This is a genomic window from Erythrobacter oryzae, from assembly GCF_030271515.1.
Classification (GTDB): Bacteria; Pseudomonadota; Alphaproteobacteria; order Sphingomonadales; family Sphingomonadaceae; genus Erythrobacter; species Erythrobacter oryzae.
The window spans coordinates 385,872-405,999 of sequence record NZ_JASCXI010000003.1 but is presented as its reverse complement, the minus strand read 5'-3'; the positions used below and the strand labels follow the sequence as shown (position 1 = coordinate 405,999).

The 20,128-nt window shown below is 68.8% G+C and carries 19 protein-coding genes; 6 read left to right on the top strand and 13 right to left on the bottom strand.

What is annotated here, in order from left to right:
- Positions 1-7: 7 nt before the first annotated feature.
- From PFX90_RS10865 to PFX90_RS10845, 5 genes are all read right to left on the bottom strand, one after another.
- Positions 8-1,300, bottom strand: coding sequence for a DUF445 domain-containing protein (locus tag PFX90_RS10865; protein WP_285712465.1), 1,293 nt, complete (start codon positions 1,298-1,300; stop codon positions 8-10).
- Positions 1,301-1,346: 46 nt separating this feature from the next.
- Positions 1,347-4,871 (bottom strand): efflux RND transporter permease subunit, encoded by a 3,525-nt coding sequence (locus PFX90_RS10860; protein ID WP_285712464.1) that lies wholly within the window; start codon positions 4,869-4,871, stop codon positions 1,347-1,349.
- Between the two features lie 75 nt (positions 4,872-4,946).
- The gene (locus PFX90_RS10855) at positions 4,947-6,137 is read right to left on the bottom strand and encodes an efflux RND transporter periplasmic adaptor subunit (protein WP_285712463.1); all 1,191 of its coding nucleotides are present in this window, start codon (positions 6,135-6,137) and stop codon (positions 4,947-4,949) included.
- 265 nt (positions 6,138-6,402) lie between these two features.
- Positions 6,403-6,702 carry a CtrA inhibitor SciP gene (gene sciP, locus PFX90_RS10850; RefSeq protein ID WP_285712462.1) on the bottom strand — a complete coding sequence of 100 codons (300 nt, stop codon included), beginning with the start codon at positions 6,700-6,702 and terminating at the stop codon, positions 6,403-6,405.
- Positions 6,699-7,145 carry a hypothetical protein gene (locus PFX90_RS10845; RefSeq protein WP_285712461.1) on the bottom strand — a complete coding sequence of 149 codons (447 nt, stop codon included), beginning with the start codon at positions 7,143-7,145 and terminating at the stop codon, positions 6,699-6,701. Before PFX90_RS10845 ends, sciP begins: the two co-directional genes overlap by 4 nt.
- Before the next feature lie 138 nt (positions 7,146-7,283).
- Between PFX90_RS10845 and mnmA the strand changes: the two genes are divergently transcribed.
- Positions 7,284-8,453, top strand: a complete 1,170-nt coding sequence (gene mnmA, locus PFX90_RS10840; RefSeq protein ID WP_285712460.1) for a tRNA 2-thiouridine(34) synthase MnmA — start codon at positions 7,284-7,286, stop codon at positions 8,451-8,453.
- On the opposite strand, the gene PFX90_RS10835 is transcribed toward mnmA, so the two are convergent.
- A complete protein-coding gene (locus tag PFX90_RS10835; RefSeq protein ID WP_285712459.1) occupies positions 8,450-8,803 on the bottom strand; it encodes a hypothetical protein in 354 nt (117 codons plus the stop codon). The genes mnmA and PFX90_RS10835 overlap by 4 nt on opposite strands.
- Before the next feature lie 35 nt (positions 8,804-8,838).
- On the opposite strand from PFX90_RS10835, the gene PFX90_RS10830 reads away from it, so the two are divergent.
- The gene (locus PFX90_RS10830; protein WP_419180097.1) at positions 8,839-9,978 is read left to right on the top strand and encodes a serine hydrolase domain-containing protein; all 1,140 of its coding nucleotides are present in this window, start codon (positions 8,839-8,841) and stop codon (positions 9,976-9,978) included.
- Positions 9,979-10,125: 147 nt separating this feature from the next.
- Here the strand turns inward: PFX90_RS10830 and PFX90_RS10825 are convergent, their stop codons facing one another.
- A complete protein-coding gene (locus PFX90_RS10825; protein ID WP_285712457.1) occupies positions 10,126-10,920 on the bottom strand; it encodes a PhzF family phenazine biosynthesis protein in 795 nt (264 codons plus the stop codon).
- Positions 10,921-10,933: 13 nt separating this feature from the next.
- Positions 10,934-11,590: a pyridoxamine 5'-phosphate oxidase gene (gene pdxH, locus PFX90_RS10820; RefSeq protein WP_285712456.1), complete on the bottom strand. Its 657-nt coding sequence runs from the start codon at positions 11,588-11,590 to the stop codon at positions 10,934-10,936.
- 142 nt (positions 11,591-11,732) lie between these two features.
- On the opposite strand from pdxH, the gene PFX90_RS10815 reads away from it, so the two are divergent.
- From PFX90_RS10815 to PFX90_RS10800, 4 genes are read left to right on the top strand one after another with little or no spacing between them, the layout of a single operon-like run.
- Complete coding sequence (locus PFX90_RS10815) at positions 11,733-12,713, top strand: DnaJ C-terminal domain-containing protein (protein WP_285712455.1); 981 nt, start codon at positions 11,733-11,735, stop codon at positions 12,711-12,713.
- Positions 12,714-12,731: 18 nt separating this feature from the next.
- Entirely contained in the window at positions 12,732-13,619 is an 888-nt protein-coding gene (locus PFX90_RS10810; protein WP_285712454.1) for a YihY/virulence factor BrkB family protein, read from the top strand.
- The gene (gene fabI, locus PFX90_RS10805; RefSeq protein ID WP_285712453.1) at positions 13,619-14,425 is read left to right on the top strand and encodes an enoyl-ACP reductase FabI; all 807 of its coding nucleotides are present in this window, start codon (positions 13,619-13,621) and stop codon (positions 14,423-14,425) included. The genes PFX90_RS10810 and fabI overlap by 1 nt, the downstream gene beginning before the upstream one ends.
- A 25-nt stretch (positions 14,426-14,450) precedes the next feature.
- The gene (locus tag PFX90_RS10800) at positions 14,451-15,464 is read left to right on the top strand and encodes an NAD-dependent epimerase/dehydratase family protein (RefSeq protein ID WP_285712452.1); all 1,014 of its coding nucleotides are present in this window, start codon (positions 14,451-14,453) and stop codon (positions 15,462-15,464) included.
- 3 nt (positions 15,465-15,467) lie between these two features.
- Here the strand turns inward: PFX90_RS10800 and PFX90_RS10795 are convergent, their stop codons facing one another.
- From PFX90_RS10795 to PFX90_RS10775, 5 genes are all read right to left on the bottom strand, one after another.
- Positions 15,468-16,061, bottom strand: coding sequence for a hypothetical protein (locus PFX90_RS10795; RefSeq protein ID WP_285712451.1), 594 nt, complete (start codon positions 16,059-16,061; stop codon positions 15,468-15,470).
- Between the two features lie 333 nt (positions 16,062-16,394).
- Positions 16,395-16,916 carry a demethoxyubiquinone hydroxylase family protein gene (locus PFX90_RS10790; RefSeq protein WP_285712450.1) on the bottom strand — a complete coding sequence of 174 codons (522 nt, stop codon included), beginning with the start codon at positions 16,914-16,916 and terminating at the stop codon, positions 16,395-16,397.
- 22 nt (positions 16,917-16,938) lie between these two features.
- Complete coding sequence (locus PFX90_RS10785) at positions 16,939-17,391, bottom strand: disulfide bond formation protein B (RefSeq protein WP_285712448.1); 453 nt, start codon at positions 17,389-17,391, stop codon at positions 16,939-16,941.
- 10 nt (positions 17,392-17,401) lie between these two features.
- Positions 17,402-18,766, bottom strand: coding sequence for a S41 family peptidase (locus PFX90_RS10780; protein WP_285712447.1), 1,365 nt, complete (start codon positions 18,764-18,766; stop codon positions 17,402-17,404).
- Between the two features lie 132 nt (positions 18,767-18,898).
- Positions 18,899-20,122, bottom strand: coding sequence for a murein hydrolase activator EnvC family protein (locus PFX90_RS10775; protein ID WP_285712446.1), 1,224 nt, complete (start codon positions 20,120-20,122; stop codon positions 18,899-18,901).
- Positions 20,123-20,128 lie beyond the last annotated feature (6 nt).

Sequence of the window (20,128 nt, the reverse complement as noted above, 5' to 3'; positions counted from 1 at the left end):
GCGGCGCCTAGAGCACCGTATTGATGAAGTGCAGCGTCATCCCCACCAGCCCGCCCACCAGCGTGCCGTTGATGCGGATGAACTGGAGGTCGCGGCCCACCGCGCCCTCGACGCGGTCGGTGATGGTGCGGGCGTCCCAGCGCTTGACCGTCTCGGACACCAGCCGGACGATCTGGTCGCCGTAGCGGGTGGCGACGCCCACGGCCGTGCGGCGGGCGAAGCGGTTGATCTGGTGCTGCAGCCGCTCGTCCTGCTGGAGCGCCTGGCCGAGCTCCGACAGCATGTTGCGCATCTCCGCGCCCATCTGGCTCTCGGGATCGCGCGCGCGGCGGATCAGCGACTGGCGGATGCGCTCCCACACCCCCGTCCACCACACCGCGACCGCCGGGTTGGCGATGAGGTCGCGCTTCATGTCCTCGACCTTGGCGCGGGTTTCGGGATCGTGCTGCAAGTCCTGGCCTAGCTTCGCCAGCCCCTCCTCGATCTTGCCGCGCAGGGGGTGGTCGGGGTTGACCAGCACCTCGGCGAGAAGCTTGTAGAGCCCGTCGAGCACGCTCGAGGAGATGGTCTTGTCGATCCCCGCCCAGCGCAGCACGCCCGAGACGCGCTGGTGGATGATCTCGCGCACCGTCTCCTCGTTGTCCTCGAGCGTCAGGCCCGCCCAGCGCACGAAGCCGTCGATCAGCGGCTGGTGGCGCTTGTCGACCATGGCGCTCTCGATCATCCGGCCCGCGAGCGGGGCGATGTCGAGCTTGGCGAGCTGCGCGGCGAGGCCCGAGCGCACCTGATTGCCGAGCCGGTCGGGATCGAGCGATTCGAGCACCTCGGCCAGCAACTCCGCCGCGCCGCTGGTGATGCGCGAGCGTTCGTCCACGCCGCCGCGCTCGGGGGAAGCCGCCAAAAACTCCCCCGCCGCCTTGGCGACATTCATGCCGCTCATCCGGCGGGCAACCACTGCGGGCGTCAGAAAATTCTCGCGCAGGAAGGCCGCCATGGTGTCGGCGATGCGGTCCTTGTTCTCGGGAATGATCGCGGTGTGCGGGATCGGCAGGCCGAGCGGGTGGCGGAACAGCGCGGTCACCGCGAACCAGTCGGCCAGGCCGCCGACCATCGCCGCCTCGGCAAAGGCGTGGACATAGCCCCAGGCGGGGTGGCCGGTGGTGGCGAGCCCGTGGGTGGCGATGAAGATCACCGCCATCGCGGCGAGCATGCCCGTCGCCGTCCAGCGCATCCGCTTGGCGCGGTCGACCGTCAGCGGCTGGCCGCCGAGCGTCAGGGGCCTCAGGGAGCGCTTCGCCATGTACGAGCCTTAGCGCGCCTCACGCCGCCGCGTCAGCACCTTTTGATCACTCGGCCGGTTCATGTCCGTGCGGCGGGAGCTTGGCGAGGCCGGGGAACGGCTGATCGGCCGCGCCCAGCGGACGCTTCTCGTCGCCCGGCTTGTAGGTCAGCAGGCGCGCGCGCAGCCACGGGCCGACGCGCTTCTCGAAGCTGTCGGCAAGGCTGAAGCCCGCAGGCACGATCAGCAGCGTCAGCAGGGTCGAGAGCACCAGCCCGCCGATCACCACAATGCCCATCGGCTGACGCCACGCCCCGTCGCCCTCGAGCGAGAGCGCCACCGGCACCATCCCGGCGGTCATCGCCACCGTGGTCATGATGATCGGCTGGGCGCGCTTGTGCCCGGCGTCCATGATCGCCTCGAGCTTGGGGATGCCCTTGTTCATCTCCTCGATCGCGAAGTCGATCAGCAGGATCGAGTTCTTCGAGACGATGCCCAGCAGCAGCAGGATGCCGATATAGACCGGCATCGAATTGGGCTGGCCGAGCAGCCAGATCAGCAGGATGCCGCCGAGCGGCGCGAGCGCGAGCGAGGTCATGTTGACCAGCGGGCTCATCAGGCGCTTGTAGAGCAGCACCAGCACCGCGAACACCAGCAGCACGCCCGCCGCAATCGCGATGATGAGGTTCTGCACCAGCTCGCGCTGCCATTCCTCCTCGCCCACCACGTCGCGGATCACGCCAAGGGGCAGGTCCTGAAGCACCGGCAGCGCATCGATCTGCGCCTGCGCCTCGCCCTTGAGCACGCCCGAGGCGAGGTCCGCCCCGACCAGCACACGGCGGTTCTGGTTGTAGCGCTGGATCGCGGTCGGGCCCGAACCGAAGGTGATGTCGGCAACGCGGCTGAGCGGCACCGAGCCGCCATTGGCGGTGGGCACCGGCAGGTTCTCGATGGTGCGGAAGTCGGTCCGCGATTCCTGCGACAGGCGCACCACGATCGGAATCTGACGGTCCGAGAGCGAGAAGCGCGCCGCGTTCTGCTCGATCTCGCCCAGCGTCGCGATGCGGATCGTCTGCGAGAGCGCAGCGGTGGTGACGCCCAGCTCAGCGGCGATCTTGGTGCGCGGGGTGATGATGATTTCCGGACGGTTGAGATCGGCGCTGATGCGCGGGGCGACGAGGGACTTGAGGCCCTTCATCTCCTCGACCAGCTGGGTCGCGGTCTTCTCCAGCAGCACCGGATCCGAGCCCGCCAGCATCACGGTCATGTCGCGGCCCGAGCCGAACCCGCCGGACTGCGACTGGAAGCGCACGCGCGCATCGGGGATCGCGGCCAGCACCGGGGCGAGCTCGCGCTCGAACTCGATCGAGGACCGCGCACGATCGTCGCGCAGCTTCAGGAACACCGACGAGGTCTCACCCAGCCGGATGCGCTCGAGAATCCGCTCCACTTCCGGCTCCTGCCGCAAGCGATCGGCGACGGCGTTGACGACCTCCTTGGTCCGGGCAAGGGTGGTGCCCGGCACAAGCTCGATCTCGACGCGGCTGTCCTCGTCGTCGATGTTCGGCTGGAACTGGCCCGGAATCTGGCCGAACAGCAGGATCGTCACCAGGAACGAGAACCAGCCGATGCCGAGCATCCAGATGCGGTGGTCGTAGAACCGCGCGGTCAGCCAGCGCATGCCGCGCCGGAACCCGCTGCCCATGCCCGCCAGCATCTCGAACGCCTTGAAGACGAAGAAGGCGGCCAGGAAGGACGCCGCCGAGATGGTGAGCACGATCACCACCTCGAACACCTTGGCGACGATCTGGTTGAGCAGGGTATTCGTGTCGGGCTCGAGCGCCGCGGCGATCTGCGTGTGGATGCCGAGCCCGAGGAGGCCCTTCCACGCGCCGCCGCTGAAGCTGCCGTTCGCCAGTTCGAACATCGCCGCCGCCGAAACGAACAGCAGCACGATGACGGTCAGCAGCAGGCCGGCGACATAGAAGAAGCGGTTGCCCGAGCCGTTGAGCCCGGCGCGGCGCGCGGCCATCTTGCCGGTGTCGAGCGTCCAGGCCAGCACCCGCATATAGGCTTGGATCCAGCGCCCGCCGCCATGCTCGGCCTCGCCGTGGGCCTTGAGGAAATAGGCCGCCATCAGCGGCGTGACCATGCGCGCGACGGCCAGCGACATCAGCACCGCGACCACCACGGTGATCCCGAAGTTCTGGAAGAACTGGCCCGACACGCCCGGCATCAGGCCGACGGGGAGGAACACCGCGACGATGCAGAAACTGGTCGCGACCACCGGCAGGCCGATCTCGTCGGCCGCGTCGATACTCGCCTGATAGGCGCTTTTGCCCATGCGCATGTGGCGCACGATGTTCTCGATCTCTACGATCGCATCGTCGACCAGCACGCCGGCCACCAGCGCCAGCGCGAGCAGCGAGAGGAAGTTGAGGTTGAACCCGAGCAGATCCATGAACCAGAAGGTCGGGATGGCGGACAGCGGGATCGCGACCGCGCTGATTGCGGTGGCGCGCCAGTCGCGCAGGAAGATGAACACCACGACCACCGCGAGCACCGCGCCCTCGACCAGCGCCCACATCGAGGACTTGTACTGGCCGCGCGTATAGTTGGTGCTGGTCGAGAACTTGATGAACTTGACCCCGGGATTCTCCTTCTCGATCTTGTCCATCTCCGCCAGCGCGGCTTCATAGACCGTCAGGTCCGATGCCCCGCGCGCGCGGTTCATCAGGAAGTTGACGACCTCCTTGCCGTTCACTTCGCTGATCGAGGTGCGCTCGGAATAGCCGTCACGCACCGTGGAGATGTCGGCCAGCCGCACCGAGCGTCCGCCGCCCAGCTGGATCTGCGTCTGCGAAAGCTGGTAGGCGGTGTCCGAATTGCCGAGCACCCGCAGCGACTGGCGCGTACCGCCGACCTCTGCAAGGCCGCCCGCCGCGTCGAGATTGGTCTGGCGCAGCGCCGCATTGATCTGCGAGGCGGTGACCCCGAAGGACTGCATCCGGGTGGGATCGAGGATCACCTCGATCTGCCGGTCGACCCCGCCGATGCGCTGCACTTCCGCCATGCCGGGGATCTTCAGCAGCCGCTTGGCCACGGTATCGTCCACGAACCAGCTCAATTGCTCGAGCGTCATGTCGTTGGCTTCGACCCCGACATAGCCGATCGGTTCGCCCACCACGTTGACCTTGTTGACCTGCGGCTCGAGGATGCCGTCGGGCAGCGAGCCGCGCACACTGTCGATCGCGGTCTCGACCTCGTTGACTGCTTCGATGATGTCGGTGCCGATCTCGAATTCGACGAAGGTCTGCGAGCTGCCCTCGCGCGCCGTCGACTGGATCGAGTTGACCCCGGCGATCGAACGCACCGCGCTTTCGACGCGCTGGGTGATCTGGTTCTCGATCTCGGTCGGGGAGGCGCCGGGCTGGGCGATGAGGACGATCACGCCGGGAAATTCGATGTCCGGGTTGTTGGTGACATCCATCCGCATGAAGCTGACGATCCCCGCGAACAGCAGCCCGGTGAAGAACACCAGCGGAATCACCGGGTTGCGGATCGACCAGGCCGAAATGTCGCGAAGTGCCATGAAAATCCTGCCTGTTTTGCGCCTGTCGCGGAGTGCCTGCCAGATACGCGGAAGCCCCCGCGCGGGATGGGCGCCTTATTTCTTCTGAAGCTGCGGGTTGACCGTTTCGCCCGGGTTCAGGAACCCGCCGGCGCGCAGCACCACCTTCTCCGAGCCGGTAAGGCCCTCGATGATGGCGATGCCCTCGGCGGTGACCGCGCCGGTCTTGACGCTGCGGCGGGTGGCCTTCTTGTCGTCGCCCACGACGTAGACGAAGCTGCCCTTGGAATCGGCCAGCACCGCGCTCTGGGGAACCACGGTGGCGCGGAAGCTGCCGGAGTTGATGCGCGCGGTGGCAAAGCCGCCGGGGCGCAGCGCCGGGTTGAAGGCCAGCGCGATGCGCGCGGTGCCCTGCCGGGTCTGCTGGTCGATGGTCGGGGCGATCTGCCACACCTGACCCTCGAAGGTCTGGTCCGAACCGGTCGGCGTGATGCGCGCGACCGTGCCGACCGACATCTTGGAAAGCTGCTCTTCCGAAAGCTGCGCGAGCATCTCCATCTCGCCGCCGCTGGCGATGGTGAACAGCGCCGGGGTGCCCGCGCCGACGGTCTGCCCGGGCTCGACCGCGCGGGCAAGGACATAGCCGGTCGCGGGCGCGACGATGTTGAGCCGCTGGTTGCGCGCGCGCTGTTCGCGCAGCTGCGCTTCGGCGACCTTGACGCGCGCGGCCGCGGCATCGCGGGTCGCGGTCAGGCGATCGACATCGGCCTTGGAGACGAAGCCGCGCGCGACCAGCTGGAGCGCGCGGTCGAGGTTCGCCTGGGCAAGGTTGGCATCGGCGCGCGCGACCTGGATCTGTGCGGCCTGCGCCTCGGCCTGCTGGACCTGCACCGAGCGGTCGATCACCGCCAGCACCTGGCCCTGCTGCACCCAGTCGCCCGCATCGACCGTGACGCGCACCACCTGCCCGCCCTCGCCGACCACGCCGACCGGCATGGGGCGGCGCGCGGCGAGCGTGCCGGGGGCCTCGATCTCGCCGGTGACCATGGTCATGCCGGGCGCCACCACGGTGACCGCAGGGGCCTGCGAATTGTCGTCATCGACCGGCACGGGCTCGCCGCCCGCCAGAGCGAACCACAGCGCGACCGCCAGCAGCAGCCCGAACACGCCGAGCCCGCCGACAATCAGCCAGCGCGGGATGGCGGGCGCGGCAAGACTGCGCGCGCCGGTAAAATCCGTCGTCACCCCGTCGGCGGCCTCGGCCTTGATCGTCGTCTCGTAATTCATCGCCATTCCTTCACCCGGGGCCGAAATGCCCGGAGCCCCGTGCAGCCCGAAGCCTGCCAATTTCCCGGCCCGAGTGTATTACTCGTATAAGTCACCAAGTGCAACGCCTGATAGATTGTCATGGGCTTGCCCGCAATCCGCGCTTCGACCGATGACTTCCCGTCTAGACGAAGGACAGGCGGAAAGGTGCCGCGAATCGGCGACGGCCCGCTACGCCTTGCGGGCGAAGCGGGCCGTCAGGGGGGCCGATTGTGGCTTTCGGGCCTCAGTACTTGAGCTGGCGCTCGTAGAGATCGCGGTAGTGCTGGATCTTGGTGACGCGCAGCCCGTGCATCCCCGAACGGTCGACCGCGCGCTGCCACGAGGCGAACTCCTCGAGCGTCAGGCCATAGCGTGCCAGCGCCTCGTCGAGCGTCAGCAATCCGCCGTTGACGGCAGCCACCACTTCGGCCTTGCGCCGCACCACCCACCGCTTGGTGTCGGGCGACGGCAGGTCGGCAAGGGTCAGCGGCTCGCCGAGGGGGCCGATCACCTGCGCGGGGCGGAAGTCCTGATTCTCAATCATCGCATGTCTCTCGCAGCGCCGCGGGGCGCGTCCGAACGGGTTCCATTCGCATTCTCCGGGCGATTTGCTTGGGCCGCATCGACCATCGCACCCTGAGGTTTAGATTGCCCTAAAGCATCAGGGTTAACGGGAGGTTCGCTATCTTCGAGAAGGGCGAAATAACTGGCCGCGGCATCCCCGAAGCTGGCGGCGGCCGCCTCGATCGGGGCCTGATTCTCGGTGCGCAGCAACAGCCTGAGATCGCGCGCGGCGTTGAGCCTTGCGGTCAGCTCGCTCCATTCCATCGCCCGCAGTGCCTCGCCGTTGCGGCGCGCCTGACGCGGGGCGAATCGCTCCGCCCCGCCGCCCTTGGCCGCAGCGCGCAGCAGCGCCCGCTCCTCGGCGGAGAGCCCGCCGGAAGGCGCATCGGCGCGCACAAGACTGGGGTTGGCTTTCTCGAACATCACCCCCTTTGATAACCCGAGTGCGTCAAAATCCGGTAAAGTCGCCATTTACCCCGGCTTAGGAATAGCGCGGGCCGGGGCGGCAAGATTGCCCCCACTGGCGCAAGGGGGGACGCATCGCTATATGCGCGCCGCCCCATGACCACGCCTGCCACCCTCGAGCCCGGCCTGATGGCCCCGGAAGACGCCGCCGCGCTGTTCGATCTGCCGCGCGCGGCCTCGGCGTGCCGCATCGTCGTCGCCATGAGCGGCGGGGTCGATTCCTCGGTGGTCGCCGCGCTCGCCCATGCCAGCGGGGCGGAGGTGATCGGGATCACGCTCCAGCTCTATGACTATGGCGCCGCCACGGGCCGCAAGGGCGCGTGCTGCGCCGGCGACGACATCCGCGACGCGCGCGCCGTGGCTGACCGGCTGGGGATCGCGCACTATGTCTTCGACCACGAAAGCGCTTTTCGCGAGGAAGTGGTCGAGCAGTTCGCCGACGAATATCTCGCGGGCCGCACGCCGGTCCCCTGCATCCGCTGCAACATGGGCCCCAAGTTCACCGACCTGTTCCGCATGGCGCGCGAGCTGGGGGCGGATTGCCTTGCGACCGGCCACTATGTCCGCCGCGTGATGGGTGCCGAAGGGGTCGAGCTCCACCGCGCCTTCGATCCGGCGCGAGACCAGTCTTATTTTCTCTATGGCACCACCGAGGCGCAGCTCGAATACCTGCGCTTTCCCTTGGGCGGAATGCCCAAGCCGCAGGTTCGCGCGCTGGCCGAGGCGGCAGGCCTGAGGAACGCCGCCAAGCCGGATTCGCAGGACATCTGCTTCGTGCCCGACGGGAACTACGCCAAGATCGTCACCAAGGTGCGGCCCGAAGGTGCAGCGCCCGGCGCGATCGTCCACGCCGCGACCGGCGAGAAGCTGGGCGAACACAAGGGCATCGTCCACTTCACCGTGGGCCAGAGGAAGGGCCTCGAGATCGGCGGCCAGCCCGAGCCGCTCTACGTGATCGGCCTCGACGCCCCCTCGCGCGAAGTCCGCGTCGGCCCCAAGCGGATGCTGGCGGTGAGCGCCGCGCATCTCACCGAGACCAACCGCATCGGGCCTTTGCCGGATGCCCCGCTGACCGCCAAGGTCAGGAGCCTCGCCAAGCCAGTGCCGGTAACGCTCGAAGGCACGCTGGGCGACGGCGCGCCGGTGACGATCCGCTTCGCCGAGCCCGAATTCGGCGTCGCCCCCGGGCAGGCGGCGGTGATCTATGCGGACGGCCGCGTGGTCGGCGGCGGCTGGATCGGCAGCACCGAAAAGATTGAAGCCTAACTCTCGTAGGGCTCCAGCACGCAGCCATAGCCCTCGCGGTAGGTCGCCGTCGCGCTGGCGACCAGCGGGAAGCGCGCGGTGACGCTCTTGCTCTCGCCATCCTCGACCAGCGTCACGGCCTCCATCCCTGCGAGCTTGTCCTTCTTGCAGTCCTCCAGCGGCCGGCCCGCGACGAAGCGGCACGAGCACGCCACGCGCGCCGAATAGGCCGCCGAAACGCTGCCATAGCCCGCGATCTCGGTGCGGAAAGCGAGGGCCGCCCCGCCCACCAGCGCCGCGATGATCGCGAGCACCCACAGCCCCCAGCGCCTGCGCGCGCGTCTGCCTGCGGGAGCGGGTGATTTCGCCATTGCCAAGCCTTCATGCTTCGGGGAATGAGGGCGCGATGACCCTCCGAGCCGCCGTCCTTAACCGCGCCCTTCCTCTCGCGCCAGCCCTCCTGATGCTCGCAAGTTGCGGCGCGGCGCCGGTGGCCGAGGCCCCGCTCACCGACGAAGCCAAGGCCGCCGTCACCAAGGACGCAGGCGCGCCCAGGGACAAGTTGGCGCGCGAGATCGACGACCTCTTCACCAAGCCCGGCCTCGGCGAAACCCGCGCGGTGGTGCTGATGGCGAACGGCAAGATCGCGGCCGAGCGCTATGGTCCGGGCTACAGCAAGGACACACGCTTCATCAGCTGGTCGATGGCCAAAACCGTCACCGGCGTGCTGATCGGGATGCTGGTCTCCGACGGCCTGCTGGCCCTCGACGCCCCCGCCCCCGTGCCCCTGTGGCAGCGCCAGGGCGATCCGCGCGGCGAGATCACCTTGCGCCATCTGCTCCAGATGCGCAGCGGCCTGCGCCACACCGAGTCGGGCGACCCGCCTTATGAATCGTCCGAGGTCAGGATGCTGTTCCTCGACGGGCGCGACAACATGGCCAAGTGGGCCGAGGAGCAGCCGCTCGAGGCCGAGCCCGGCAAGCAGTTCGAATATTCGAGCAACACCAGCGTCATCCTCGCCGACGTCGCGGCGCGCGCGCTGACCACCAGCGACAAGCCCGAGGCGCGGCGCAAGGCGGTGGCCGATTACCTCCACCAGCGGCTGTTCGGCCCGCTCGGCATGACCAGCATGGTGCCCGAGTTCGACGCGTCGGGCACCCTCATCGGCGGCTCGCTGATGCACGCCACCGCGCGCGACTGGGCCAAGTTCGGCGAGTTCCTGCGCCGCAAGGGCCGCGCGCCGGGCGGCGAGCAGCTGGTGCCGATCCGCTGGGTCGAGGCGATGGTGACGCCCTCCCCGCGCAGTCCGCACTACGGCTTCCAGACCTGGCTCAACCGCCCGCGGCCCGGTGGCGAGGAGCACCCCCTCTTCCCCGACCGCGCGCCGCAGAGCCTGTTCAGCCTGATCGGCCACATGGGCCAATATGTGCTGGTCTCGCCGAGCCAGCAGGTGACGCTGGTGCGCCTCGGCCACTCCGACTCCGCCGAGCGCCCACCGATGCTGCAACAAGCAGCCGACGTGCTGGAGCTTTATCCGGAGAGGTAGCGCGAATCCGCCCTCCTCTTGAGAGGAGGGCCGCGAGACTTGCGGAGCGAAGCGGAGTTAGTCGCAGCGGGGTGGTGCCTTGCGGCACGCGCGTGCGCCTTCGGCCCGCGCCACCACCCCCGGCCCCTCCTCTGAAGAGGAGGGGAGCTAAAGGTAGAACGCTCCTTCGACCACCGTCACGCACGGCCCGCCAAGCCACGCCCGGTCCCCATCCAGCCGCAGCGCCAGATCGCCGCCGCGCGTGGAAGCCTGATGAGCGGTGAAGCTCTCGCGCCCGAGCTTCCTCGCCCAGAACGGGGTCAGCACCGCATGGGCCGAGCCGGTGACCGAATCCTCGTCCACCCCGCCGCCGGGGACGAAGACGCGGCTGACGATGTCGGTCGTGTCGCCCGGAGCGGTGCAGATGAACTGGTCGGTGCCCAACGCCCCCAGCCCGCGGATGTCGGGATCGAGCGCGCGGACGGCGGCCTCGTTCTCGAACAGGAAGACGTTGTAGCGCCCCTCGTTGCGCCACACTTCCAGCGGCTGCGCGCCAAGCAGAGCGACCGCCTCGGGGTATTCGCCCGGCGCGGTCGCAATCGCGGGGAGCGCCAGCTCGTAGGCATCGCCCACCTTCACCACATCGAGAATGCCGGATTTGCGCGTGCGGAAGGTGATGCGCTCGCCCCCGTCGCGCTGGAGCAGAATATGCCCGCTCGCCAGCGTCGCGTGGCCGCACAGCGCGATCTCGTAGGTGGGGGTGCACCACCGCAGCTCCCAATCGGCCTCCCCGGTCGTGTCGCGCACCACAAAGGCGGTTTCGGCAAAGAGGTTCTCGCCCCCGATCTTCACCAACACATCGTCGGGCAGCCATTCCTCGAGCACCATCACCGCCGCCTGGTTCCCGCCGAAGGGTTGCGCGGCGAAGGCATCGACGTGCCAGTAGGGGATTTTCTGCGGCATTTGCGAAGGTTCCTCAGGGGTAAAGCAGCGTATCCGACCACGGCGCGTCGGGGCCGGAGCGGACGAATTCGCGGCGATCATGCAGCCGGTTGTCGCGATCGATCCAGAATTCGATTCTTTGCGGGGACAAAGTGAAACCTGTCCAGTGCGGCGGGCGCGGCACCTTGCCCGCCGCCTCGTGCTCGGCCCAGATGGCCTGCACCCGGTCGATATAGGCCTGCCGCTCGGGCAGCGGGCGCGACTGGTCGCTGGCGGCGCTGCCGACCTGGCTCTTGTAGGGGCGCGAGTGGAAATAGGCGTCGGCGCGCTCGGGCGAGACTTCGGTGAGCGGGCCCTCGATCCGGATCTGGCGGCGCAGGCTCTTCCAGTGGAACAGCAGCGCGGCCTGCATGTTGGCGCGGATCTGGCCGCCCTTGCGGCTCTCGGCATTGGTGAAAAAGGTGAAGCCGCCCCCGGCGATCTCGCCCTTGCCGTGCCCCTTCAAGAGCACCATCCGCACCGAGGGCGCGCCCTCCGGCGTGGCGGTGGCGAGCGCCATCGCGTTGGGATCGTTCAATTCACCCACCTGCGCGGCGGCGAACCATTCCTCGAACAGCACGAAAGGATCGGCGCCCGCAGGCAGCACGCTATCGGCCAGCTGGGCATCGTCGAGCGGGACGGGATCGGACATTGTGGGGCTCCTCGGGAAGCTTCAGGCTCCGCCACATAGTTACGCGCGCCCGCCAGCGAAAGGCGCATATGCTTAACTTTGGTTTTCCGCCGACAAGGGTCCCCGCTTGCGCATGGCGACTGTCTCACCTAGCTAACTCACCATGCGCGACCTTTACGCCACGCTCGGGATCCCCCGCACGGCCTCCGAGGCCGACATCAAGAGCGCCTATCGCAAGCTGGCGAAGGAGCTCCATCCCGATCGCAACAAGGACAATCCCAAGGCCGCGGAGAAGTTCTCCGAGGTGACGCGGGCCTATGACCTGCTGTCGGACAAGGCCAAGCGCGCGCAATATGACCGCGGCGAGATCGACGCGGACGGCAACCCCGCCAACCCCTTTGCAGGGATGGGCGGACGGCCGGGCTATGGCCGGGGCGGCACCTACGGGGCAGGCCCCGGCGGCGGTCCGGGCGGGCCCGGGTTCGAGGGCTTCGGGGCGGACGACGTCGATCTCGGCGACCTGTTCGAGGGGCTGTTCGGCGGGCGCAAGAACCAGCAGGCCAAGCGCGGCTTCGGCCGCCAGCCTCCGCCGCCGCCGCCTAGGCGCGGGGCGGACATCCAGTACCGGCTCGCGGTGCCCTTCGTCGATGCGGCCGCCGGTCGCGACCAACGCATTACCCTCGCCGACGGCAAGGCGATCAACCTCAAGCTCCCCGCGGGCGTCGAGGACGGCACGGTGATGCGGCTCAAGGACAAGGGCCATCCCGGCACCGGCGGCAATGGCGACGGGATCGTGATGGTCGAGGTCGGCCCCCACCCCTTCTTCCGGCGCGAGGGCGACAATATCCGCATGGACCTGCCGGTCACGCTCGACGAGGCGGTGCGCGGCGCCAAGGTCAAATGCCCCACCGTGGACGGCGCGGTGATGCTGACGATCAAGCCGGGCACCTCGAGCGGGACGGTGATGCGCCTCGCGGGCAAGGGCTGGACGCGCAAGAACGGCAAGGTGATCGAGGGCAAGCCCGAACGCGGCGACCAGCTGGTGACGATCGAGATCCAGCTCCCCGCCGATCTCGCGGCGCTCGAGGCGAGGCTCGAGAACTGGATCGATCCGGCGCGCCCGCGGGAGAAGTTCGGGCTTTAGGCCCGGGCGAGCAACCGCGTGCCGAGCACCACCCCTCCCCCCTCCCCGCCGGCCCGGATCTGGGCGGTGGTCAAGGCCGTCGCGACCGACACCTTCAACGACGGCTTCATCCACGCGGGCAATCTCGCCTATCTCGGGATGCTGTCGATTTTCCCCTTCTTCATCCTCGGCGCGGCGCTGTTCGATCTGATCGGCGGGCGCGAGAATGCCGAGGCGATGATCCGCTCGGTCGCGCTGGCGCTGCCCGATTCGGTCGCGGCGACGATCGTGCCGGTGGCCGAGGATGTGGTCTATGCGCGCTCGGGCTGGCTGCTGTGGGCGGGCGGCGCGGTCGGGCTTTGGACCGTGTCGAGCCTGATCGAGACGATCCGCGACATCCTGCGCCGCGCCTATGGTGCGCGGAGCCAGCGGGCGTTCTGGAAGACCCGGCTGCTGTCGGCCGGGCTGATCCTCGGCGCGGTGGTGCTGCTGATGCTCTCGCTGTTCGCGCAGGTGGCGATCGGCGGGGCGCAGCAGGTGATCCTCGCCGCCTTCCCGCAGCTGGGCGAATGGATCGGCACCCTCCAACTCTCGCGCATCGTGCCCGCGCTGGGCCTGTGGGGATCGCTGTTCGTGCTGTTCATCACCCTCACCCCGCCCGCCTTCCGCGGCCGCCGCTTTCCCAAGTGGCCCGGCGCGCTGTTCACCGCGGTGTGGTGGCTGGCCGTCGCCGCCGCGCTGCCGGTGGTGCTGCGCAGCGTCTTCACCTATGACCTTACCTACGGCAGCCTTGCCGGCGCGATGGTGACGCTGCTGTTTTTCTGGCTTGTCGGCCTCGGCCTCGTTATCGGCGCCGAATTGAACGCGGCACTCGCGCTCGAAGGACGGGACCTGACCCCGAAAGACGCAGGCACGGAGACGGCTTGATGACTGGACTGATGAACGGCAAGCGCGGGCTGATCATGGGGCTCGCCAATGACAAGTCGCTCGCCTGGGGCATTGCGAAGAAGCTTGCCGAGCAGGGGGCGGAGCTGGCCTTCTCCTATCAGGGCGATGCGCTCGCCAAGCGGGTGATCCCGCTCGCGGCGGAACTGGGCAGCGATTTCACCTTCGAATGCGACGTTTCCAAGATGGAATCGCTCGACGCCGCCTTCGCGGCGCTGAAGGAGCGGTGGGACTCGATCGACTTCGTGGTCCACGCGATCGGCTATTCGGACAAGAACGAGCTGCGCGGGAAATATGTCGACACCAGCCTCGACAACTTCCTCAACACCATGAACATCTCGGCCTATTCGCTGGTCGCCATCGCCCAGCGGGCGAGCGCGATGATGCCCGAGAGCGGGGGCGCGATCCTGACGCTGTCCTATTACGGCGCCGAGAAGGTCGTGCCGCATTACAACGTGATGGGCGTCGCCAAGGCGGCGCTCGAGACCAGCGTGAAGTATCTCGCCAACGACCTCGGCCCGCGTGGCATCCGCGTCAACGCGATCAGCGCGGGGCCGATCAAGACGCTGGCGGCGAGCGGGATCGGCGACTTCCGCTACATCCTCAAGTGGAACGAATACAATTCGCCGCTGCGCCGCAATGTCACCATCGAGGACGTCGGCGGGGCGGGGCTCTATCTGCTTTCCGACCTGTCCTCGGGCGTGACGGGGGAGACGCACCATGTCGATGCAGGCTATCACGTGGTCGGCATGAAGCAGGAAGACGCGCCGGATATCGCCCTTTCTTAAGGGCTGGCGCGTAAGAGCCCCGGCCATGCGCACCGTTCTCGTCACCGGATCGGCCGGGTTCATCGGCTACCACCTCTCGCAATTGCTGCTGGAGGAGGGTTTCCGCGTCGTCGGCTATGACGGGATGACCGACTACTACGACGTGCGGCTCAAGCAGCGGCGGCACCAGATGCTGCTCCAGCACCCGCATTTCCGCTGCGTGGAAGGCCTGCTGGAGGATTTCGAGACATTGCGCGCGCTGGCGCTGGCCGAGAAGCCCGATGTGATCGTCCACCTCGCCGCGCAGGCGGGGGTGCGCTACAGCCTCGAGAACCCGCGCGCCTATATCGACGCGAATCTCGTCGGCGCCTTCAACGTGATGGAATGCGCGCGCGAGCTTGGCGTGGATCATCTGCTGATGGCCTCGACCTCGTCGGTCTACGGGGCAGAGACCGCGATGCCGTTCCACGAGGGGATGAAGGTCGACACGCCGCTCACCCTCTACGCCGCGACCAAGAAGGCGAACGAGGCGATGGCGCATTCCTATGCCCATCTGTGGACGCTGCCGGTGACGATGTTCCGGTTCTTCACCGTCTTTGGCCCGTGGGGGCGGCCCGACATGGCGCTGTTCAAGTTCACCCGCGGGATCCTCGAAGGCACGCCGATCGACATTTACAACGCCGGCGAGATGTACCGCGACTTCACCTATGTCGCCGATCTGGTGCGCGGCATCCGCCTGCTGATCGACGCCGCCCCGGTGCGGCCCGAGACGCCCGAGGCGATCCTCGAAGGCGACAGCCTCTCGCCCGTCGCGCCGTTCCGGGTGGTCAATATCGGTAATGGCGACAAGGTGCGGCTCCTCGATTTCGTCGAGGCGATCGAGGCGGAATGCGGGCGCGCGGCGATCCGCAACTACCTACCGATCCAGCCGGGCGACGTGCCCGCGACCTGGGCCGATGCCGCGCTCCTGAAAGCGCTCACCGGCTACGCCCCGCAGACCCCGTTCCGCGAGGGCGTGGCGAAGTTCGTGGCGTGGTACCGGGAGTATTACCGGGTCTGAGCCTTACTTCGGCGGCGGGGGGAGCTGGCCTTCGCCGGGGGGTTCGGCCTGACGCTCGCGCTCGAGCCGCTGCATATATTCGCGCTCGATCATCTCGACGCGTTCCTGCTCGGCGGCGGCTTCGGCGTCGATGGTGGAGAGGCGTTCCTGGCGCGCCTTCTCGATCAGCTGGCCGAAGCGGACGGCGTCGGCTTCCGACTTGTCCTTGTAGGCGGCCTCGACAAATTTCTGGTTGCAGCCGGTGAAGCCGCCGGCCCCGGCGGGCGAGCAGCTCATGGTGCCGAAATCGCCGACATACTTGATCTCCTCGACCTGCCGCGCGCGGGCGACATTGGCGGGGTCGTCGCTGTAGCGAAGGTTGGAGGGGATGCGGTAGCGCTCCTCCTCGACGAGGATCTCGCAGACCACGACCTCGCCGGGCTGGGCGACGGGGCATTCGTCGGCGGAGTAGGCGATCACCATGTTGATCTTCTCGTCCGCGCTCTGGGCGGCGGCGGGGCTCGCGGCGGAGGCGAGCAGGGCGAGAGCGGCGGGGGCGAGCAGGCGCTTCATGGTGCAGGTGTCCTCTGTGTCGCGCGGCGGCGAGACAGCAGCCATGCCCCCATGCGAGAGGGTTTGTCTAGGCCCGAGGGGCTGAACCGAGGGTGAAGGGGGCACAAGGCGGCAAGCGCGGACAAAAGCGGCGAGCGCTGCGCCCCCTCCCCCAACCCCTCCCGCAAGGGGAGGGGAGCGCGGGCGCAGTGCCCCCGAAGAAAAAGGGGGCAAGCGCTACGATGCTGAGGGGCACAGGAAACGGCCCGAAGGGCCGCGAGCGCACGCGCGCGAGCCGCAGGTGCCCGGAACGGAGCGAAGCGCAGTGGAGGAACAGCACCGAGGACGTCCGCGCGGAGGCGCGGACGCAGACAAGGACTCCGCGGAGGCTACGCCAACCTAGACCCTTTCGCTGATCCGGATCGCAATCCGGCACCCCAGCCGGATCGCCCCCGCCAGCAGCGGATAGGCCGGGGCGCGCTCGGCACCGTTGGCGAGGGCGGCGTCGCGATGTTCGCGCTCTTCCTCGCGGAATTCGGCGATCATTGCGGCAAGTTCGGGATCGGCGCCCGAGGCTTCGAGCGCGTCGAGCTGGTCGGAATAGTGCTTGTCGATCTCGGTCTCGACCGCGGCGGTGCAGGCCATCGCCGCCTCGGGCCCGAGCAGCGCCGTGCCCGCGCCCAGCGCATAGCCGGCCGCCGACCAGAAGGGATGGAGCGCGGTCGGGCGCACCCCGCGGCGTGCGAGCAGGGCGTCGAACTTCTTGCGGTGCTCTGCCTCCTGCGCGGCCATGTGGCGGATTTCGGCCGAGTGCGGCCCGCGGTCGCCCATCACGGCGAGCTGGCCTTCATAGATGCGGGTCGCGCCGAATTCCCCGGCCTGGTCGACGCGGATCATACGGTGGAGGTCTTTGCGGTCCATGGTCGGCTCCTTCGGGAGGGTCTTACTTCCGATACGCAGCCAGCGCCACCAGGGCTGCACCGCCAAGCCCGGAGAAGAGGAAATTGAAGCCCGCAAGGCTCACCCCCCACAGCTTCCATTGCGGCACGTCGCAGGGCACGACCGGGCTGGCGAAGTCGAAGGCCGAGCCGGTGGGCGCGTGGGCGGTGCAATCGGTGATGCCCTCCCACCAGCCATACTCCACCCCTGCGTGAAACAGCCCGATGCCGCCCGAGACGAGGATCGCCAGCCCCGCCAGCAGCACCAGCGGGCGCGCGGCGGGCTTGATCGCGAAGGCCGCAAGGCCGAGCGCCACCGCCACGAAATGCGGATAGCGCTGCCACCAGCACATCTCGCAAGGGTAGAGCCCGAAACCGTATTGCGACACATAGGCCCCGCCGAGCAGCGCAGCGGGCACCAGCACGGCAAGCGCGCGGGCTTTCGCCAGATTGTCCATCGCTAGGGCCTCAGGGTTTGGCGGCGCGCTGGGTGCCGGGGCGGAGCGCGACGGTGCTCTTGGTCGTGCGGCGCAGGGTGTCGGCGGCGTAGTTCAGCTGGAAGTCCTTGATCCCCTGCGCCTCGAGCTGCGCGGCGGTGAGCTGGAAGCGCGGATCGGCGATCTTGTCGCCCTCCATCTCCTCGTCCTTCATACCGAGCTCGTTGATGAGGTGGCCGCGCAGGTCGCTCTCGCGGGTCTGGTACTTCATGCGCAGCATGTAATCGGGGTCGGAAATCTGCGGCACGGCGATGTCGGGCTTGATCCCGCCCTCCTGCACCGAACGGCCCGAGGGGGTATAGTAGCGCGCGGTCGTCAGCTTGAGCGCGGCGTCCTTGCCGAGCGGCAGCAGCGACTGGACCGAGCCCTTGCCGAAGCTCCTCTCGCCCATGATCAGCGCGCGGCGGTGATCCTGCAGCGCGCCCGCGACGATCTCGGAAGCCGAGGCAGAGCCCGCGTTGATCAGCACGATCATCGGCACGCCCTCGGCCATGTCACCGCGATAGACGGTCTCGGCATCGTAGAGCATCGTCTCGCCCCGCGCGCGGCCGCGCTGGCTGACGATCCGCCCGTCGGTGAGGAACAGGTCGGAGAGCGCGACCGATTCGTCGAGGCTCCCGCCGGGGTTGTTGCGCAGGTCGAGCACCAGCCCGCTGAGGCGCCCGCCGGAGGCCTTCTTCTTGAGCGCCTGCCACTCGGCGAAGACATCCGCGCCGACATTGGCCGAGAATTCGTTGACGCTGATCACCGCGATATTGCCGGGCAGCAACTCGGAGGTGACCGGCTCGAGCTCGATCACCCCGCGGGTGACATCGACTTCGAGCGGCTCGTCGCGGCCCTGGCGGAAGATGGTGAGGCGGATCGAGGTGCCCTTGGGCCCGCGCATCTGCGCGACCGCGTCGTCGAGCTTGGTGTCGACGATCAGCTTGCCGTTGAGGTGCGTGATGAAGTCGCCGGCCTTGATGCCCGCCGCTTCGGCCGGGCTGCCGCGGAAGGGCGAGACGACCTTGACCGCCCCGTCCTGCATCACCACCGACAGGCCGAGGCCCGAATACTGCCCGTCGATCATCGTCTCCAGCCGCTGGAGATCGCCGCCGTCGAGATAGGCCGAATGCGGATCGAGCGCGGCCAGCATCCCGTCGATCGCGCCGCGGATCAGCGTCTCGTCATCGACCGGCTCGACATAGCTCGCCTTGACCCGCTGGAACACCGCGAAGAGCTTGGCGAACTCGGGCGAGGCGCGGCCATCGACCTGGGCCATGGTGGCGGTGGTGGCGGGGATCAGCGCGACCGAGGTGACCAGCGCGGCGCTACGCAGGAAGGCGGCGATTTTCATGGGCAGGGCAAAGCTCCTTTGTCGGGCGAATGTATAGGTTTGCCGAGATGAACGCCAGATAACACGTGGCGTATGCGCGATGTGTGCCAGCGGGGGGCATTGCGCCGCGGCTTTCTTTGCGAGGCCGCGGGGTTATCGCAGATATTGCAAGGGGTTGACGGGCTTGCCGTCACGCCTGAGTTCGATCGTCACCGGGCTCGCCCCGCCCGCCGCGCGGCCTACGGGCGATCCCCCGATCACCGCATCGCCGACCGCGACGTCGACCCGCTCGAGCCCGGTGACGAGGCTGGTCCAGCCGCCGGGGTGCTCGATGATGACGATTCGCCCGAAGCCGCGATAGGCCCCGGCAAAGGCGACGCGCCCGCGCGCGGGGGCGACGACCTGCGCCTGAGGGGCGGGGGCCAAGGTGAGGCCGGTCGAGGCAAGGCCGCTCGCGCGCTTCGCCCCGAAGCCCACCAGCGTGCGGCCCTGCACGGGGAGCTGGAAGTCGGCGGGCGGCGGGGCGGAGGCGCTGGGTGCGGGGGCCGGTTCGGGCGGGAGCGCGGCGGAGAGGTCGGCGGGGCGCAGCACGGGGCCGGGGAGCGCGGCGAGTTCGTCCCGCAGCGCCGCGACCTCGCCGAGCTTGCCGACGAGGCCATCGAGATCGCGCGCTTCCTCGGCCAGCGCCAGCGCCCGCTCTGCCTCGCGCAGCGCGGCGGCCCTGGTGGTGCGCGAGGCAAGGCGCTGCTGCTGTTCGAGCGCGGCAAGCGCGCTGCGGCGCTGGAGCAGCTCGCTCTCGCCGCTGCGCAGCTGCTCGAGCGCGGCGCTCGCCTGCGCTTCCAATGCGCGGCCCCGATCGAGATCGGCGCGCAAAGCGGCGGTGCGGGCGCGGATCTGGGGCACGGCGCTGGCCATGACGGCGCGGACGTGGACGACGTCCTCCAGCGATCCGGGTTGCAGCGCGGCGAGCGCCAGCGGGCGGCGCGCGGCGGTCTGGAGCGCGGCGGCAAGGCGCGCTGTGGGCGCCTGCTTGGCGGCGAGCCGGGCGGTCAGCCTGGCGCGCTGGTCCTTGGCGATGGCGAGGCGGGCGCGGGCGGCCTCGATCCCGGCTTCGGCCTGCTGGATGCGCGCGGCGAGCGCGGCGGCCTCGGAGGCGGTCTTCTCGGCTGCCTCGGTCGCGGCCTCGGCTTCGGCGGTGAGCTTTTGCGCGCGGGCGTCGGCGAGCTTGCCCTCGCGCGTGGCGCGGGCGAGCGCGGCTTCGGCCTCGGCGGGGTCGATGAGCGCCGTGGCGGGGGCGGCATCGCTGGAAGGCAAAGCGAGCGTCAGCGCCGTTCCGGTGCCGATCACGGCGAGGGCGGTGAGGATCACGCGGCGCATGACGTC

What these genes read in the sequence shown, in the direction of transcription:
- PFX90_RS10855 (WP_285712463.1), bottom strand. Translation starts at nt 6,137, where the DNA reads ATGAATTACGAGACGACGATCAAGGCCGAGGCCGCCGACGGGGTGACG.
- mnmA (WP_285712460.1), top strand. Translation starts at nt 7,284, where the DNA reads ATGACCACGCCTGCCACCCTCGAGCCCGGCCTGATGGCCCCGGAAGAC.
- PFX90_RS10835 (WP_285712459.1), bottom strand. Translation starts at nt 8,803, where the DNA reads ATGGCGAAATCACCCGCTCCCGCAGGCAGACGCGCGCGCAGGCGCTGG.
- PFX90_RS10785 (WP_285712448.1), bottom strand. Translation starts at nt 17,391, where the DNA reads ATGGACAATCTGGCGAAAGCCCGCGCGCTTGCCGTGCTGGTGCCCGCT.
- PFX90_RS10825 (WP_285712457.1), bottom strand. Translation starts at nt 10,920, where the DNA reads ATGCCGCAGAAAATCCCCTACTGGCACGTCGATGCCTTCGCCGCGCAA.
- PFX90_RS10845 (WP_285712461.1), bottom strand. Translation starts at nt 7,145, where the DNA reads ATGTTCGAGAAAGCCAACCCCAGTCTTGTGCGCGCCGATGCGCCTTCC.
- PFX90_RS10775 (WP_285712446.1), bottom strand. Translation starts at nt 20,122, where the DNA reads ATGCGCCGCGTGATCCTCACCGCCCTCGCCGTGATCGGCACCGGAACG.
- PFX90_RS10795 (WP_285712451.1), bottom strand. Translation starts at nt 16,061, where the DNA reads ATGGCTGCTGTCTCGCCGCCGCGCGACACAGAGGACACCTGCACCATG.
- pdxH (WP_285712456.1), bottom strand. Translation starts at nt 11,590, where the DNA reads ATGTCCGATCCCGTCCCGCTCGACGATGCCCAGCTGGCCGATAGCGTG.
- fabI (WP_285712453.1), top strand. Translation starts at nt 13,619, where the DNA reads ATGACTGGACTGATGAACGGCAAGCGCGGGCTGATCATGGGGCTCGCC.
- PFX90_RS10800 (WP_285712452.1), top strand. Translation starts at nt 14,451, where the DNA reads ATGCGCACCGTTCTCGTCACCGGATCGGCCGGGTTCATCGGCTACCAC.
- PFX90_RS10830 (WP_419180097.1), top strand. Translation starts at nt 8,839, where the DNA reads ATGACCCTCCGAGCCGCCGTCCTTAACCGCGCCCTTCCTCTCGCGCCA.
- sciP (WP_285712462.1), bottom strand. Translation starts at nt 6,702, where the DNA reads ATGATTGAGAATCAGGACTTCCGCCCCGCGCAGGTGATCGGCCCCCTC.
- PFX90_RS10865 (WP_285712465.1), bottom strand. Translation starts at nt 1,300, where the DNA reads ATGGCGAAGCGCTCCCTGAGGCCCCTGACGCTCGGCGGCCAGCCGCTG.
- PFX90_RS10860 (WP_285712464.1), bottom strand. Translation starts at nt 4,871, where the DNA reads ATGGCACTTCGCGACATTTCGGCCTGGTCGATCCGCAACCCGGTGATT.
- PFX90_RS10815 (WP_285712455.1), top strand. Translation starts at nt 11,733, where the DNA reads ATGCGCGACCTTTACGCCACGCTCGGGATCCCCCGCACGGCCTCCGAG.
- PFX90_RS10790 (WP_285712450.1), bottom strand. Translation starts at nt 16,916, where the DNA reads ATGGACCGCAAAGACCTCCACCGTATGATCCGCGTCGACCAGGCCGGG.
- PFX90_RS10780 (WP_285712447.1), bottom strand. Translation starts at nt 18,766, where the DNA reads ATGAAAATCGCCGCCTTCCTGCGTAGCGCCGCGCTGGTCACCTCGGTC.